13 protein-coding genes are annotated in these 15,378 nt (G+C 66.9%); 4 read left to right on the forward strand and 9 right to left on the reverse strand.

Annotation, left to right across the window (positions count from 1 at the left end; translation table 11 throughout):
• Window positions 1-29: 29 nt before the first annotated feature.
• From G6N38_RS17400 to G6N38_RS17410, 3 genes are all read right to left on the reverse strand, one after another.
• Window positions 30-2,642 carry a LuxR C-terminal-related transcriptional regulator gene (locus tag G6N38_RS17400; RefSeq protein ID WP_163749338.1) on the reverse strand — a complete coding sequence of 871 codons (2,613 nt, stop codon included), beginning with the start codon at window positions 2,640-2,642 and terminating at the stop codon, window positions 30-32.
• 192 nt (window positions 2,643-2,834) lie between these two features.
• The gene (locus G6N38_RS17405; RefSeq protein ID WP_163749339.1) at window positions 2,835-3,221 is read right to left on the reverse strand and encodes an acyl-CoA thioesterase; all 387 of its coding nucleotides are present in this window, start codon (window positions 3,219-3,221) and stop codon (window positions 2,835-2,837) included.
• A 22-nt stretch (window positions 3,222-3,243) separates the two neighbouring features.
• A complete protein-coding gene (locus G6N38_RS17410; protein WP_163749340.1) occupies window positions 3,244-3,951 on the reverse strand; it encodes a histidine phosphatase family protein in 708 nt (235 codons plus the stop codon).
• A gap of 92 nt (window positions 3,952-4,043) precedes the next feature.
• On the opposite strand from G6N38_RS17410, the gene G6N38_RS17415 reads away from it, so the two are divergent.
• Window positions 4,044-4,910 carry a MaoC family dehydratase gene (locus tag G6N38_RS17415; protein ID WP_163749341.1) on the forward strand — a complete coding sequence of 289 codons (867 nt, stop codon included), beginning with the start codon at window positions 4,044-4,046 and terminating at the stop codon, window positions 4,908-4,910.
• Here G6N38_RS17415 and G6N38_RS17420 read toward each other — a convergent pair.
• The 4 genes from G6N38_RS17420 to helR all read right to left on the reverse strand — a co-directional run bounded on the left by G6N38_RS17420 (window position 4,907) and on the right by helR (window position 9,604).
• Complete coding sequence (locus G6N38_RS17420; RefSeq protein WP_179968407.1) at window positions 4,907-5,632, reverse strand: VIT1/CCC1 transporter family protein; 726 nt, start codon at window positions 5,630-5,632, stop codon at window positions 4,907-4,909. The genes G6N38_RS17415 and G6N38_RS17420 overlap by 4 nt on opposite strands.
• Window positions 5,629-6,324 carry a DUF899 domain-containing protein gene (locus G6N38_RS17425; RefSeq protein WP_163749343.1) on the reverse strand — a complete coding sequence of 232 codons (696 nt, stop codon included), beginning with the start codon at window positions 6,322-6,324 and terminating at the stop codon, window positions 5,629-5,631. Before G6N38_RS17425 ends, G6N38_RS17420 begins: the two co-directional genes overlap by 4 nt.
• Window positions 6,325-6,391: 67 nt before the next feature.
• On the reverse strand, window positions 6,392-7,231 hold the full coding sequence (locus G6N38_RS17430) for a hypothetical protein (RefSeq protein WP_163749344.1): 840 nt from the start codon (window positions 7,229-7,231) through the stop codon (window positions 6,392-6,394).
• A gap of 168 nt (window positions 7,232-7,399) precedes the next feature.
• Window positions 7,400-9,604 (reverse strand): RNA polymerase recycling motor ATPase HelR, encoded by a 2,205-nt coding sequence (gene helR / locus G6N38_RS17435; protein WP_179968408.1) that lies wholly within the window; start codon window positions 9,602-9,604, stop codon window positions 7,400-7,402.
• Window positions 9,605-9,771: 167 nt separating this feature from the next.
• On the opposite strand from helR, the gene G6N38_RS17440 reads away from it, so the two are divergent.
• Entirely contained in the window at window positions 9,772-13,089 is a 3,318-nt protein-coding gene (locus G6N38_RS17440) for an error-prone DNA polymerase (protein ID WP_163749345.1), read from the forward strand.
• A gap of 45 nt (window positions 13,090-13,134) precedes the next feature.
• On the opposite strand, the gene G6N38_RS17445 is transcribed toward G6N38_RS17440, so the two are convergent.
• Window positions 13,135-13,545, reverse strand: coding sequence for a TIGR03667 family PPOX class F420-dependent oxidoreductase (locus tag G6N38_RS17445; RefSeq protein ID WP_163749346.1), 411 nt, complete (start codon window positions 13,543-13,545; stop codon window positions 13,135-13,137).
• A 23-nt stretch (window positions 13,546-13,568) separates the two neighbouring features.
• Here G6N38_RS17445 and G6N38_RS17450 point away from each other — a divergent pair, with 23 nt between their 5' ends.
• Window positions 13,569-14,210, forward strand: a complete 642-nt coding sequence (locus tag G6N38_RS17450; protein WP_163749347.1) for a nitroreductase family protein — start codon at window positions 13,569-13,571, stop codon at window positions 14,208-14,210.
• 10 nt (window positions 14,211-14,220) lie between these two features.
• Here G6N38_RS17450 and G6N38_RS17455 read toward each other — a convergent pair whose 3' ends face one another.
• Window positions 14,221-14,685, reverse strand: a complete 465-nt coding sequence (locus tag G6N38_RS17455; RefSeq protein WP_163749348.1) for a tRNA (cytidine(34)-2'-O)-methyltransferase — start codon at window positions 14,683-14,685, stop codon at window positions 14,221-14,223.
• A 44-nt stretch (window positions 14,686-14,729) separates the two neighbouring features.
• Here G6N38_RS17455 and G6N38_RS17460 point away from each other — a divergent pair, with 44 nt between their 5' ends.
• Window positions 14,730-15,335: a class I SAM-dependent methyltransferase gene (locus G6N38_RS17460; protein WP_163749349.1), complete on the forward strand. Its 606-nt coding sequence runs from the start codon at window positions 14,730-14,732 to the stop codon at window positions 15,333-15,335.
• The last annotated feature ends 43 nt before the right edge of the window (window positions 15,336-15,378 follow it).

The raw sequence follows: 15,378 nt of genomic DNA on the forward strand, positions 1-15,378 counted from the left end.
TCACCGCGGTAACGATACCTGCCCCGGCATCACGATCCGCCAGGGCGCGGACCGCCCTCGCGGATGATGACGGCCAGCCCATCGCGATCAGAGACACCAAGTTTCAGGCACGCCCGGTACACGTGGCCCTCCACGGTGCGCACTGAAACGGACAGCTGCACGGCGATCTCCCGATTCGACAAGCCGGCGGCGACCAGCTCGGCGACCTCGAGTTCACGCGCGGTCACCGGCAGTGGTCGCGCGGCAGCCCGGATGGCGGGGGAGGAGGCGCCCCCGCACAATGACGCCAGACGCATTGCGCGGGTGACCGATTCGATCTCCTTACGGCGGGCATCGCGTTGCTCGTGGAATCCGGCGGCCTGCGCAGCGGCATCAGCGGCCGACAGCAGCATCCCGGCTTGTTCGAAATCGATGCTGACCGCGTCCAGCGCATCGCCGTCGGAGTCCGCCAGAGCGGTGGCGTGACGGGCGTACAGCTGCGGGAGCGGACCGTCGATACACACCGCCAGCGACTGCAGCCGGTGACTCAGCTTGCGATCGCCGAACCGGACCGCGTCGTGCAATGCCTCGGCTTCGACCGCGAATTGGCTGCTACGGTGCGCGGCGTCAGCGGCCGCGCGGGACAGCTCGACGGCCCGGCGTCCTCCGCCGCGGGCCGCGGCGATCCACGCCTTGACGACCAGCACCTGTGGGTCGAACAACGCCACAGTGGGACCGGCGTGTTCGGCGGCTTCGGCCAGCACCCGGTCGGCCTCATCGGGCTGGCCCGAGCCGGCGTAGGCGCGGGCTAGCAGGAGCCGGCCGGGTAGCCGCCATGGCAACGAGTTCTCCGCATTGAGCGCGGCCAGCGCCTGTTCGATCGTCGGGACCGCCTCGGCGAATCTGCCCCGACAAATCGCCACGACGGCCGTCATCATCTTGGCGACCGCCCACCCGAGAAACTCCCCGGACGACGAGAACTCGCCGTAGGCGACCGCCCGCTTTTCGGCCTTATCCAGCTCACCGATGGACACCAGGGCCAGCACCTCGCCGTAGCGGGCGAGCATCCGGATCAGGCCATCGGTGGATCGCTGTGTGTCGAAACAACGTTCGGCGATAGCCACGAAGTCGGCGCCACGGCCGGCCAAGGGCATGGCCATCCCGGCCGCGAATGCCGCCGCCTCCACCGCCTGTACCGGCGCCCCGGGGTTGGCCAGCACCGCCTCGGCCATCGCCAAACCCTCGGGCAGTTTGTTCTCGAAGATCGTGAAGGCAGCGTCGGCGGCGTCGACCATCGGCCGCATAATCGGGTTGCCGACTCGAGTCCGAAGCAACTGCATCACCTCATGGGCACGCTCCGCGTCGCCGAGTGACCAGAACACGATCGACGCCCGCGGGATACCCCACAGCACCAGTTGGCCCTCGTCGAGGTCGTCGGGGTCGAACCGGGCCAGGATCTCGTCGGCCTCATCGGGCCGGCCCTGCCACATCAGCGCCCTGGACAGCAGATGCGCTGCCCGCATGCCGTACTCACGCTCGAATGCGGTGCGCGCCAACCGTTCACCCAGGGGCGCATTAGCCAGTGACACAGCATCTTTGGCTGCCGCGACCAAAAGGCCCGTTTCGGCGGTCTGATCACTGTCCAGATAGAGCTCGGCCAGCCGGATCCGGCCGGCGGCCGACGTCGGCTTGTGCCGGTTGAGCACCGTGACGATCTGACCGCGCAGCATCCGCGCCGATGCGGTCCCGATCTGCCGCATCACCACATCGCCGTACAGCGGATGGCTGATCCGGGCGGCCAGCGCCGGTCCGTCGCGGTCGATCCGGATCAGCTGCGCCTTCTCCGCGGCATCGATGGCCTGTTCCCCGGCGAGTTCCACCAGCGCGTCGATGTCCAGCGGCTCGCACAGCGCCAGCAGCCGCAGCACCGTGACGGCTTCGGGGTCGGCATTTTCGAAGCGGTTTTCCAGCAGTGTGGCCAATCCCGGCGACACCGTTGTTGCCCCACGTAACTGCCAGACGCCGTTGACCTCGCCAAGGGTGCCGGCTTCCAGCGCCGCCTCGACCATGTGCCGAAGGAACAGCGGGTTGCCTCCGGACTGGGACCAAATGACGTTGGCGCTGAGCTCTTCCAGGGTGCCGTCGAGGACCGACTCGACCAGGGCGGTGCATTCTTTCTTGCTGAACGGCTCCAGATCGATGCGGCGCAGATAGCCGTCTTTCCACAGCGTCTTCACTGAGTCGGGCACCGGTTCGCCGCTGCGCACTGTCGCGACGATCGACCCGGTGCGTTCCACCGCGATCTGGTGCAGCAGTGTGGCGGATAGCTGGTCGAGCAGATGAGCGTCGTCGACGCCGATTACCGCGGGTCCGTCGGCCAGCAGGGATTGCCGTGCCGAGACCAGCAGCTCGATCGGATCGCGGGCGTCGGTGGGTTTGACCCACTGGGCGAACGCGCCGAGCGGGATGCTGCTCGACGACGTCGTGCACGCGGCCCACTTGGCGCGCCCGGGAAGGGATGCGGTCACCGCGCGGGCCAGGGTGGTCTTGCCGACCCCCGCAGGGCCGGTGATCACCACGCCTGACGTTTCGCTATCGGACAGCGCGGACGTGATGACCTCGTGCTTGGCCGGCCGCTCCAGTAGCTGCCAACCCGATGTCATGCGAGCAAGCCTAAGTGGCGACCTCGTCCACCGCTGACTCTCGCGCCGATCCGGCTCAGTCAACCGGTACACGCCAGGCACCAGCCGTACCACTCGGCTTGACCGGTCCTGGCGCGCGCAACCGCGGCATCGGCAAACGCGGGCCCGTGGACGAGGGGCACCGGACCTCTTTGATCGGCGATCGTGCCGCGGTCAACCAGTTGGGCCCAGCCGGTCCCGAAACCACTCCGGCCACGGCTGCTTGTCGAACGTCACCGCGTCGACGCAGACGTGGATCATCGCTGCCTCGGCGATCAGGTCCTCGCCGCGGCGGATCTGGTAGGTGCTGCGCAACGACGTGCGGCCCAGCGGGTCGAATGCCACCCCGACCATGAGATCGTCATCGAAATGCGCGGGCTGGCGGAACTGCAGTTCGGCCGCGGCCACCACGAGATCGATACCCGCCTCAGTCAGCGTCTGGTAGTCGCCGAAGATCTCGCGCACCGCCTCATTGAGCGCCATGTCGACCCACGTCAGGTAGTGGCCGTTGAAAACCCGGCCCTGCATATCGCATTCGACATACCGCACTCTCACCGGCATGCCGAACCGTTCGGAGCCCATCTCAGAACGCGGTGATGCCGTCCCAATCCACGAGAGTCCACCCGATCACCGGGTTGCCGGTCACCACCACTCGGCCGGTATTGGGCAGCGGGTGGTCGGTGGCCAGGCTGTTCTTGGCGTTGCGGGCGTTCATCAGGGTCCACATCATGATCGAGGCGGCGCTGGAGAAGGCGACCGGTTTGTTGTTGCCGCTTTGGTAGATGCGCTGCACCGCCTCGGTGAACTTGCCGTTGAAGTCGGTGCCACTGACCGACCCCGGGATGCTGAAGCTAGTGTCCCCGCGCAGCCAGTCAGCCGGAGCGACCATGTAGGTGATCGCGGCCTTGTCCTCTTTGCCGCCGTTGAACCAGCCCGCCGAGATCTCGTTGAGCCCGGGCAACACGGCAACCTGTTCGCCGAGCGCCTTGGCCATCGGGGCGGCGGTCTGCTGGGTGCGAACCATCTCCGAGGCGTAGATGCCGTCGTACTTGTTGCTCTGCAACCGGTTAGCCACCGCAGTGGCCTGCTGCTGCCCCGTGGGTGTCAGTGACGGCCCGGGCACCGACGTGTCGATGATGCCGTTGGCGTTGGCTTCGGACTCCCCGTGCCGGATGAAGGTCAGCGTGATCGTGCGCTCGCTCGGTGTGGAGGAACTGCACGAGGCGAGCAGAACGGCCGCCAACAGCGCAGCGAGGATCGCGACGAGGGTCCGGGTGCGGGAAACAGGCATGCTCCTAGCCTGCACTGTCCACCGCTGTGGTGGGTGAGATTTCCGCAGTGCAACTATGGAGTTTCTCCATCCACGACCCCAGGAGTGCGGCAATGCCCATCGACCCCACGGCAATCGGAGCGGTCACCGAAGCTCAGTCCTACCAGTGGACCGATCGCGACACGATGCTCTACGCGCTCGGCGTGGGCGCGGGCACCGACGACCTGCCCTTCACCACCGATAACAGCCACGACATCGCCCAACAGGTCCTGCCGACCTTCGCCGTCATCTGCTGCCCGGCATTCGGCGCCGCCACCAAGGTCGGTTCGTTCAACTGGGGCATGCTGCTGCATGGATCCCAGGAGATTCGGCTGCACGCGCCGTTGCCCCCCTCCGGTGAACTGTCGGTGGTCTCCGAGGTCGCCGACATCCAGGACAAGGGTGAGGGCAAGAACGCGATCATCGTGATGCGTGGGAAAGGCACCGATCCGGCCACCGGCGAGTTGATCGCCGAGACACTGTCGACCGCCGTCATCCGCGGTGAAGGCGGCTTCGGTGGGCAGCCCGGTCAGCGACCCGCCGCCCCGGAATTCCCCGACCGCGAGCCGGATGCACGCGTCGCCATGGAGACCCGCGGCGACCAGGCGTTGATCTACCGGCTCTCCGGTGATCGCAATCCGCTGCACAGTGATCCGTGGTTCGCCCGCGAGCTGGCCGGTTTCGACAGGCCGATCCTGCATGGGCTGTGCACCTACGGATTTGCCGGCCGCGCACTGCTTTCCGAGCTGGCCGGCAACGACGCCGCGAAGCTCACGGCGGTCAGTGCGCGGTTCTCGGCGCCGGTGTTCCCGGGTGAGACCTTGACGACCTCGATCTGGCGTACGGAGCCCGGGCGTGCGGTCTTTTCCACCGAGGCCAGCGGGCCCGACGGTTCGAACGCGCGGATCGTGCTCGACGACGGCTCGGCCGAATACAGCTAACCCACTGCGCCGCCGACAAGGTGGCCGATGCCGAACGTGATCGCCATGGCCAGTGCGCCGCCGACGAGCACCCGCACCATTGCGCGTCTGGCGTCGGCGCCACCGAGGCGGGCGCTGATCCAGCCGGTGACCGCCAGGGCGATCAGAACCGCGGCGACGGTGATCGGAATGCGCAGCGCCGGCGGCGGCAACAGGATCGCCAGCAGCGGCAGCAACGCCCCCACGGTAAACGCGATCGCCGAGGAGATCGCGGCTTGCCACGGGTTGGTCAGTTCCTCAGGATCGATGCCCAGCTCGATGTCGATGTGCGCGGCGAACGCGTCGTGGTCGGTGAGTTCCTCGGCGACGGTGCGTGCCGTTGCCGGCGACAGCCCCTTGGCTTCATAGAGCGCGGCGAGTTCGTCGAGTTCGGCCGCGGGCTGGGTGTCCAGCTCGGTGCGTTCCTTGCTCAACAGCGCCTTCTCGGTGTCGCGCTGGGTGCTGACCGATACGTACTCCCCGAGCGCCATCGACAGCGCCCCGGCCGCCAGTCCCGCCGTGCCGGCGGTGAAGATCGGCGCGCGGTCCAGGGTGGCGGCGGCCACACCGACGACGATTCCGGCGACGGAGACGATCCCATCGTTGGCTCCGAGCACCCCGGCGCGTAACCAGTTTAGTTTGCTGCCGATCGCCCCGGTGTGCGGTTCGGCGGGGTGCGCGGACGGGTCTGGAGTCGATGTCACGTGAGCAGCGTAGGGCTTTCGCCGTACGCGCGCGCAATGTCGGGCGAGCCCGCCCACCCCGAATATGTCGGCCGTTGCGGCCATCCGTCGGGGGAGTCCTGCCATTCCTCCTGGCGACCCCACGGAAGCACGTCGATGAGGGCGAATGAGTGGCTAAGTTGCTCTGTGCCACGGCCATTGGTGTGCCACGTTCGGTACACATTGCCGTCGCCGTCCCGCAAGAAAACGTTCACCCCGAATCCCTCGCCTGGGCCGGCATCAACCTCGGCGCCGAAAGTGCTGTCCGATGACGAGTACCAGTCCATCGTGTTGCCCACTTTGGCCTTGTATGCCAAGGCTTCTGCGATTGGCCCGTTGGTGACGATGACGAAGCGGGCGTCGTAGTTGTCGAGAAAATTCAACCGAGTGAACTGTGAGGTGAACCCGGTGCATCCCGGGCACTGCCACTCCTGGCCGTCGGTCCACATGTGGTTGTAGACGATCAGCTGGGAACGCCCGTCGAACATCTCGGCCAGGCTGACAGGTCCGCTGGGGCCGGTGAGGACGTACCTCGGCATCTCGACCATCGGCAGACGCCGGCGCTGCGCCGCGATTGCGTCGAGTTCACGGGTGGCGGCTTTCTCCCGCTTGCGTAGTTCGTCGAGCTGGGTGCGCCAGGTCTGCTGGTCAACTACTGGGGGCAGGGCGGACATGTCAGGCTCCTTGTCGTCGGGTTCCGTCACAAGGATTGACTCGCCCCGCCCCCGATAGTCATCGGATTTAGCCGCGCTTGCTGTGTCCGGAGCCGGCGCTGCTGTTACCCGCTTTCGCGGATGAGGTCGTGCGCTTGCCGTTGGTCGCCGGTGCATTGGGCTTCGAGCGGGCCGAGGAGGCCGCGGATGACGGTGCGCTTGCCGTCAACGCGGCGGCCGTCGGCTTCGGTGTTGACGCCGCGGCGGCAGCTTTTTTCAGCGGCAGCACGATGGTGGGCGGCGCGGCTGCGATCGCCGTGGCGAACAGATTTCGCGCGATGACCGGAAGCGCGAGCGGGCCGTTGTACCCGATGAGTCCGTATTGGCTGTTGAGGGCGACGTTGAGGAACAGCGCGGGCGCTTCGAGCAGCGCGACCAGCTTGTTGGTGGCGGTGGTGATGGAGTTGATCGCCAGCTGGGCGGCGACAAATGGGTTCTCAATCTGTTGGAGGACGATCGGCGGCACTTCGCTGACAACGAGGTCGGCGAATTTAGCGATATTCGACAGGTGGTCGGCGATCTCGGTGGGGATCTGGGCGCCCTGGCCGGTGACCAGCTGCGCGGCGTAGACCAGAGGGTTGATGACGAGCTGCGCGGCGATCGGTGCGAAGAAGATGGGATTCGGCAGGGGGTAGGTGCTATTCGATCCGATGTACGTGCCCGCGAGTTCGACAACGCTCGTGACGGTATTGGAGACCAGGTCAGACCAGGCGTCGGTGAGTTGAATTGCTTCGGTCGAGATCCGGGCCGCAGCGATGCTCGGCGCGTGCAGTTCGGGCGGTGTGATCGCAAGGGGTGTCAGGGCCAACGCCCCTGCGGTGGTCAGCGTGGCGACGGCGAGCATCGGACGACGGGCGGCGTGGTCCATAAGAGACTTTCTCCCTTGGTTAGGGCGGTGTCGACGGGGCTTCGTCGGCTTCAATTCCGCGGCTGGGAACCCGCCAAGCAATCAGCTTTACAGCAGTGCCAGCTTACCCACAAATATTTGCCATATTTGCACCTTTCTGCCGAAGTGCGACAACCGTCGAGCCGGTATTTATCTGTCGTATTCGGCCAGCCCGGTCAGCGCCGGGGGCAGTGGGTGCTGATGGACCACGCCCAACCGTTGGGTGGCGCGGGTGAGGGCGACGTAGAGTTCGGCCGCGCCGCGCGGCCCGTCCGCGAGGATGCGGTCCGGGTCCACGACCAGCACGGCGTCGAACTCCAGGCCCTTGGTGTCCGACGGCGCGACCGCGCCTGGCACGCCAGGTGGTCCGATCACGATGCTGGTGCCCTCGCGGCTGGCTTCGGCCGCCACGAACTCCGCGATGGCTGCCGGCAGCTGGTCCGCCGGGATGCGCCGCGACCAGGGCCGCACGCCGCTTGCGCGCACCGACTCTGGTGGCCGCACGTCGGGTGCGAACTCGGCGAGGAGCGCGGCGGCGACGGACATGATTTCGGTGGGGGTGCGGTAGTTCACCGATAGCGACCGGTACACCCACCGGCCGGGCACGTAGGGCTCCAGCGTCTGCGCCCACGACGTCGCCCCGGCCATCGAGCGGCGTTGCGCGAGATCGCCGACCACCGTGAAGGACCGGCTCGGGCAGCGGCGCATCAGCACCCGCCAGTCCATCTCGGAAAGCTCCTGGGCTTCGTCGACCACGACATGCCGGTAGGTCCACTCCCGGTCGGCGGCGGCGCGTTCGGCGAGATCTCGGGTGTCACGCTCGCTGAAGCGCTCGGCGAGGTCTTCGGCGCCAATCAAGTCCTGCGCCAGCAGATGATCCTCGTCGTCCATCAGGTCCTCGCGGGCCACCATGTTCTCTAACACGCCTGCGGCATAATCGGTTTCGGCGATTCGTTCCCGCTCGGCGGCAGCGTCGGAGGCCTTGTCTCGGCCCAGTAGGTCGACCAGTTCGTCAAGCAGCGGTACGTCCGACACCGTCCAGGCGGTGCCGTCTTCCCGCCACAGCGCCGGCTCGGCGCCTGCGGCGCGCAGCCGCTCGGCCGAGGTGTACAGCGTGGCCAACACGTCGTCGGGTGTCAGCACAGGCCAGAGTTCGTCAAGGGCGGCCAGGAACTGCTCGTGGTCGTCAAGCTCGTCGAGCAGGTCGGTCCGAACCTTCTCCCAGGCGTCACGATCCTCGCGAGTCAGCCAGCCGCGCCCGATCCGGGCGATCGCGCGTTCGGTCAGCACGTAGGTGATGATCTCGCGGAACACCGCGCGCGCGGCGTTGTGCGGCAGCCCGCTCGCCCGGGCCTCCTCGACGGCCCACTGGGCCGTGTCGGCGTCGATTCGCATGGTGACGTCGGCCAACTGGATCCCCAGCGGCTCTTCCGGTATCCGCTGGCGGTCGGTGATCGCGGCCGCCAGCACTTGCAGCATTGCGCGGGAGCCCTTGATGCGGGCGACGTCCGGGGTGTCCTCGGCGGTGACATGCAGTCCGGGGACCAGGTCGCCGACTGTCATGAACACCACCTCCGACTCGCCCAGCGACGGCAGCACCCGGCTGATGTGGTCCATGAATGCTTGGTTGGGTCCCACGACCAGCACTCCGTGGCGCTCGATCCGTTCCCGCTGGGTGTAGAGCAGGTAGGCGACGCGATGCAGCGCCACCACGGTCTTGCCGGTCCCTGGTCCGCCCTCGATGACCACCACGCCCGGATGATCGAGCCGGATGATCTCGTCCTGCTCGGCCTGGATGGTTGCCACGATGTCGCGCATGCCCGCGCCGCGGGGTGCGTTGACCGCCGCGAGCAGAGCCGCATCGCTGCTGAAGGGGCTCTCGTCGCCGGCGTCGGGGTCGGGGCGGCCGAAGACCTCGTCGGTGAAATCGAGCAGTCGTCGCCCGAGGGAGTGGAACTGGCGACGCCGACGCATGCCCTCCGGGCTGGCGGCGGTGGCTACGTAAAACGCACGCGCTGCCGGTGCCCGCCAGTCGAGCAGCAGCGGCTCGTGGTCGCCGCGCTCGTCGAAGATGCCGATGCGGCCGACGTAGAGCCGTTCGCCCGAGACGGCGTCCAGCCGTCCGAAACACAGACCTTGGTCGGCGACGTCCAACCGCGCCATCGATCGGGCCAGGGCCCGAACGTCGGCGTCCCGTGCCACCAGTGTTCCGCCGTCCTGCAGGTCGATCGGGCTCTGTAGCGCGGCGCGGTATTGGTCCTTGACGTGCGAACGCTTGGTGTCGAGTCGGGTGTAGAGCTCGGCCAGGTAGGCCTGCTCGGACTCCAGTTCGTGATCATGCGCCTGCGTCGTCATACCCCTCATTTCTTTGGCTCGAGCAGCGAGTTTGCATCAGCACCCCGGCCTTGCCGCAAGCCCCCCGATGCGCTATAGCTTGAAAAGGGCAGACGTTTCCCACACCATCCTCGTCTACTTTGCTCCGCAGCCCGGCCATAGAACATATGTTCGATTAAGCTGGGTGGGTGCGCTGGTTCAATGGGCCGCCCAGTTGGGGCGAGATGGAGCGGGTGCTGGGCGGCAAGCCCCGCCGGTCAGGCTTGTCGCTCGGGGAGTCGCACGCCGACGGCGGGGACAGCCCGGCCTGGTCGCGCCATCGGGAACCTTACGAGCCGCCTCGCGGGCGTCCGCTGCGCTCGGCCGTGCCCTATGCCGAGCTGCATGCGCATTCTGCCTACAGCTTCCTCGACGGAGCCAGCACTCCGGAAGAACTGGTCGAGGAGGCATCGCGGCTGGACCTGCGCGCCATCGCGCTGACCGATCACGACGGCCTCTACGGCGTGGTGCGATTCGCCGAGGCGGCCAAGGAACTCGACATGCGCACCGTCTTCGGCGCCGAACTGTCGCTGAGCAATACCGCCCGCACCGAGCTGCCCGACCCGCCCGGTCCGCACCTGCTGGTGCTGGCCCGCGGCCCGGAGGGCTACCGCCGGCTGTCTCGCCAGCTGTCCGCCGCGCATCTGGCCGGTGGCGAGAAGGGTAAGCCGCGCTACGACTACGACGCGCTCAGCGAGGCCGCGAGCGGGCATTGGCACATCCTCACGGGGTGCCGGAAAGGTCATGTCCGGCAGGCTCTTTCGCAAGGCGGTCCGCAGGCGGCGGAAGCGGCGCTGGCTGATCTGGTTGACCGCTTCGGGCGCGACCGGGTCAGCATCGAACTCACCTGTCATGGTGATCCGCTCGACGACGAGCGCAACGCCGCACTGGCCGCACTGGCGCCGAGGTTCGGGGTTGGTGTCGTCGCCACCACTGGCGCCCACTTCGCCGAGCCGGGTCGTGGCCGGCTGGCCATGGCGATGGGAGCGATCCGGGCACGCCAGTCGCTGGACGAAGCGGCCGGCTGGCTGGCCCCGCTGGGCGGCTCACATCTGCGCTCCGGTGACGAAATGGCCCAGCTGCTCGCGCGGCACCCCGAAGCCGTCAGCGCCGCAGCCGATCTGGGGGAACAGTGTGCCTTCGGGCTGGCGCTGATCGCACCGCAGCTGCCACCGTTCGACGTGCCCGACGGGCATACCGAGGACAGCTGGCTGCGGGAGCTGGTGATGGTCGGAGCCGCCCGGCGCTACGGGCCGCGCGCCAGCGCACCGGAGGCATACGCCCAGATCGAGCGGGAGCTCGACGTCATTGCCGCGCTGAAGTTCCCGGGGTATTTCCTGGTGGTCCACGACATCACCAGGTTCTGCCGGGAAAGCGACATTCTCTGTCAGGGAAGAGGATCGGCGGCCAACTCCGCGGTCTGCTACGCACTCGGTATCACCGCCGTCGACCCGGTCGCCAATGAACTGCTCTTCGAAAGGTTCCTATCCCCGGCCCGCGACGGGCCGCCCGACATCGACATCGACATCGAATCGGACCTTCGGGAAAAGGCCATCCAGTACGTCTATGACCGCTATGGCCGCGACTATGCCGCGCAGGTCGCCAACGTCATCACCTACCGGGGCAAAAGTGCGGTGCGCGATATGGCTCGTGCGCTCGGCTTCTCCCAAGGGCAGCAGGACGCCTGGAGTAAGCAGATCAGCCACTGGCGCACGCTGCGAGAGCAGCAATCGGACGGAGTGGCCGATCAACCTGATCTCGAGGGCATCCCTGCACCGGTGGTCGACTTGGCGACCCAGATCAAGAACCTGCCGCGGCACATGGGCATCCACTCCGGCGGCATGGTGATTTGCGATCGCCCGATCGCTGACGTATGCCCGGTGGAATGGGCGCGCATGGAGAACCGAAGCGTACTGCAGTGGGACAAAGATGATTGCGCAGCAATCGGTTTGGTCAAATTCGATATGCTCGGCCTCGGTATGCTCTCGGCGTTGCACTACGTCATCGACCTGGTATCCGAGCACAAGGGCATCAAGGTCGACCTGGCTCGGCTGGATCTCGCCGAACCGGCGGTCTACGAGATGCTGCAGAAGGCCGATTCCATCGGGGTGTTCCAGGTGGAGTCGCGCGCCCAGATGGCCACCCTGCCGCGGCTGAAGCCGCGGGTGTTCTACGACCTGGTGGTGGAGGTCGCGCTGATCCGCCCTGGGCCCATCCAGGGTGGCTCGGTGCATCCCTACATCAAGCGGCGCAACGGACTCGAACCCGTCACCTATGACCATCCGTCGATGGAACCTGCGCTGCGAAAGACGTTGGGGGTGCCGCTGTTCCAGGAGCAGCTCATGCAGCTGGCGGTGGACTGTGCGGGCTTTTCGGCCGCCGAGGCCGACCAGCTGCGACGAGCCATGGGGTCCAAGCGCTCCACCGAGAAGATGCGGGGGCTGCGAGACCGGTTCTACGCCGGGATGGCGCAGCGGCACGGCATCACCGGCGAGGTTGCCGAACGGATCTACGAGAAACTGGAAGCATTCGCCAATTTCGGTTTTCCAGAGAGTCATTCGCTGAGCTTCGCCTCACTGGTGTACTACTCCTCGTGGTTCAAACTGCACCACCCGGCGGCGTTCTGCGCCGCGCTGCTGCGCGCCCAGCCGATGGGTTTCTACTCACCGCAGTCGCTGGTTGCCGACGCCCGCAGACACGGGGTCGACGTGCGCGGGCCAGATATCAATGCCAGCTTGGCGTATCCCACGCTGGAGAATTCCGGGCTGGATGTGCGGCTGGGACTGGGCGCCGTGCGTCACATCGGAGACGAGCTGGCTCAGTGCATCGTCGATGAGCGTGACGCGAAAGGCCCGTACACATCGCTGCTGGATTTGACTGGACGGGTGCAGCTTTCGGTACCGCAGACCGAAGCGTTGGCCACCGCCGGGGCGCTGGGCTGCTTTTCGATCACTCGCCGCGAAGGGCTGTGGGCGGCCGGCGCGGCGGCCACTGCGCGCCCTGACCGGCTGCCCGGTGTCGGCTCGTCGTCGCACGTACCGGCGTTGCCCGGCATGACGGAGGTGGAATTGGCCGCCGCCGACGTGTGGGCCACCGGTGTCTCACCGGACAGCTATCCGACCCAGTTCCTGCGGGAAGACCTCGACGCGATGGGCGTGATCCCGGCCGACCGGCTGCTGGAGGTGCCCGACGGCAGCCGGGTGCTGATCGCCGGTGCGGTGACGCATCGGCAGCGCCCTGCCACCGCGCAAGGCGTGACGTTCATGAACATCGAGGACGAGACCGGCATGGTCAACGTGCTGTGCACGCCGGGGGTGTGGACCCGGCATCGCAAATTGGCTCAGACGGCCTCGGCGCTGCTGATCCGCGGGCAGGTGCAAAACGCCACGGGGGCGGTGACGGTGGTGGCCGAACGGATGGGCCGCATCACCTTGAAGGTGGGCTCCCGCTCGCGGGACTTCCGGTGAGCGAAGCGAGGCGGAAAATCGGGCTTGTGTCGGTGAGGAAGCAAACTACTCGGTCGGCGTGGTCCACACCTTGTCGATGCTGATCCGCAGCCGCAGATTATATCCGGCCATCGCCTCGGTCAGGCCGAATTGTGCTGCAGCATCGGCGTATTTCGCCCAGTACGGCGCATCGTCGCGCGGATCGGCATCCTCACTGTCGACGGTGGCCGGACCGCCGATGACGATGATGCCCTGCCCGTTGCCGTCGGAGTCCAGGTTCAGGCTGACGCGCGGATGCGACCTGATGTGACGCACCTTGGCCGAGTTCGGCTCTGTGTAGACGACGATGTCGTTGCCGTCGTAGAAGAACCACACCAACTTGGGCACCGGCTGCCCGGATTTGGCCACCGTGGTCAGCCAGCCGTAGTCATCACCGGTGAGCCGTTCGACCACCTCTTGACTCAGTTCAATTGCCATGCACCCGAATGTAGTCTCAGCTCATGACACTGCCACTGAGCGTTGATGAACTCCTGACCTCCACCCGATCGGTGCGCAAGCGGCTCGACTTCGACCGGCCGGTGCCGCGCGAGGTGTTGATGGAGTGTCTGGATCTCGCACTGCAGGCGCCCACCGGATCCAATGCCCAAGGCTGGCAGTGGGTGTTCGTCGAGGACCCCGCCAAGAAGAAGGCACTGGCCGACATCTACCGGGCCAACGCTACGCCGTACCTGGACCTGCCGAAGCCGGTGCGCGGTGACATCCGCGACGGCCAGATGGATGCCGTGATGGACTCGGCCAAGTACCTCAACACGAACCTCGAGAAGGCGCCGGTGTTCCTGATCCCGGTCCTGGAGGGCCGCCCGGACGGCGCCCCCGCCGGCATGCAGGCGTCGTACTGGGGCTCCCTGATTCCCGCCGTCTGGAGTTTCATGCTCGCCCTGCGCTCGCGCGGGCTGGGCTCGGCGTACACCACCCTGCACCTGATCGGCGACGGGGAGAAGCAAGCCGCCGAGATCCTCGGTATCCCCTTCGATCAGTACGCCCAAGGCGGGCTGTGGCCGATCGCCTACACCAAGGGCACCGACTTCAAGCCCGCCAAGCGGCTGCCTGCCGAGGAGCTGACTCACTGGGACACCTGGTAGTGCCGTCGAACTAGACCGCCCCGGAGAACCCCTGCTGCCGCCACGCTTCGTAGGCGGCCACCGCCGCGGCGTTGGACAGATTCAGTGACCGTCGCCCCGGCAGCATCGGAATACGCACCTGTTCGGTGATACGCGGATCGGCCAGCGTCGCGTCGTCCAAACCCGTCGGCTCCGGACCGAACAGCAACACATCACCCGGCCGGTAGGCGATATCGGCGTAAGAGCGCTGTGCATGCGCGGTGAACGCGAACACCCGCGCGCCGGGCATCCCTGCCCATGCCTCTGCCAAGCTGGCGTGCACCGTCACCGAGGCCAGGTCGTGATAGTCGAGCCCGGCGCGGCGCAGCTTCGGTTCGGAGAGGTCGAAACCCAGCGGCTCGACCAGATGCAATTCACATCCGGTTGCCGCCACCATCCGGATGGCATTGCCGGTGTTGGGTGCGATACGCGGCGAGTAGAACATCACTGCGAACACAACGCCCCACCCTCGGTGTGCGCAGGGGAGAGGATAATGACGCCATGGTCGAGACGAGTATCTGGATGCAGAAGGTCGCGGCCGATCCCGGGCATTCGCAGTGGTATATCGAGCGTTTCCGCGCGATGGCGCGCGGGGGTGACGACCTGGCCGGCGAGGCTCGCTTCGTGGACGCGATGGCTGCGCGCGGTGCCCGCATTCTCGATGCCGGCTGTGGCCCCGGCCGGGTGGGCGGTTACTTGGCTGCGGCCGGTCACCAGGTCGTCGGTGTCGATGTCGATCCCGCGCTCATCGAGGCTGCCGAACAGGACCATCCCGGACCCCAGTGGCTCGTCGGCGACCTCGCCGAGCTTGACTTGCCGGCGCGGGGCATCACCGAAGCGTTCGACATCATCATCTCGGCCGGCAATGTGATGACGTTCCTCGCCCCGAGCACCCGAGTCCGGGTGCTGTCCCGGTTGCGTTCCCATCTCACGAGCACGGGGCGAGCGGTAATCGGCTTCGGCGCGGGGCGCGACTACGAGTACCGCCAGTTTTTCGCCGACGTCGCCGACGCCGGACTCACCCCCGATCTGCTGCTGTCCACCTGGGATCTGCGGCCGTTCACCGATGACTCTGAGTTCCTCGTCGCGATCCTTCGGCCGGCGTAGTTCATTGGCTGAATAGAACATCATCCGGAACATCGGTTGATGA

The sequence above is a fragment of the Mycolicibacterium helvum genome (assembly GCF_010731895.1).
Lineage (GTDB): Bacteria > Actinomycetota > Actinomycetes > Mycobacteriales > Mycobacteriaceae > Mycobacterium > Mycobacterium helvum.

Excerpts from the sequence above, each read along its gene's own strand:
- helR (WP_179968408.1), bottom strand. The coding sequence starts at position 9,604 with ATGACGACGCAGGCGCATGATCACGAACTGGAGTCCGAGCAGGCCTAC.
- G6N38_RS17445 (WP_163749346.1), bottom strand. The coding sequence starts at position 13,545 with ATGGCAATTGAACTGAGTCAAGAGGTGGTCGAACGGCTCACCGGTGAT.
- G6N38_RS17415 (WP_163749341.1), top strand. The coding sequence starts at position 4,044 with ATGCCCATCGACCCCACGGCAATCGGAGCGGTCACCGAAGCTCAGTCC.
- G6N38_RS17400 (WP_163749338.1), bottom strand. The coding sequence starts at position 2,642 with ATGACATCGGGTTGGCAGCTACTGGAGCGGCCGGCCAAGCACGAGGTC.
- G6N38_RS17460 (WP_163749349.1), top strand. The coding sequence starts at position 14,730 with ATGGTCGAGACGAGTATCTGGATGCAGAAGGTCGCGGCCGATCCCGGG.
- G6N38_RS17425 (WP_163749343.1), bottom strand. The coding sequence starts at position 6,324 with ATGTCCGCCCTGCCCCCAGTAGTTGACCAGCAGACCTGGCGCACCCAG.
- G6N38_RS17405 (WP_163749339.1), bottom strand. The coding sequence starts at position 3,221 with ATGCCGGTGAGAGTGCGGTATGTCGAATGCGATATGCAGGGCCGGGTT.
- G6N38_RS17450 (WP_163749347.1), top strand. The coding sequence starts at position 13,569 with ATGACACTGCCACTGAGCGTTGATGAACTCCTGACCTCCACCCGATCG.
- G6N38_RS17410 (WP_163749340.1), bottom strand. The coding sequence starts at position 3,951 with ATGCCTGTTTCCCGCACCCGGACCCTCGTCGCGATCCTCGCTGCGCTG.
- G6N38_RS17430 (WP_163749344.1), bottom strand. The coding sequence starts at position 7,231 with ATGGACCACGCCGCCCGTCGTCCGATGCTCGCCGTCGCCACGCTGACC.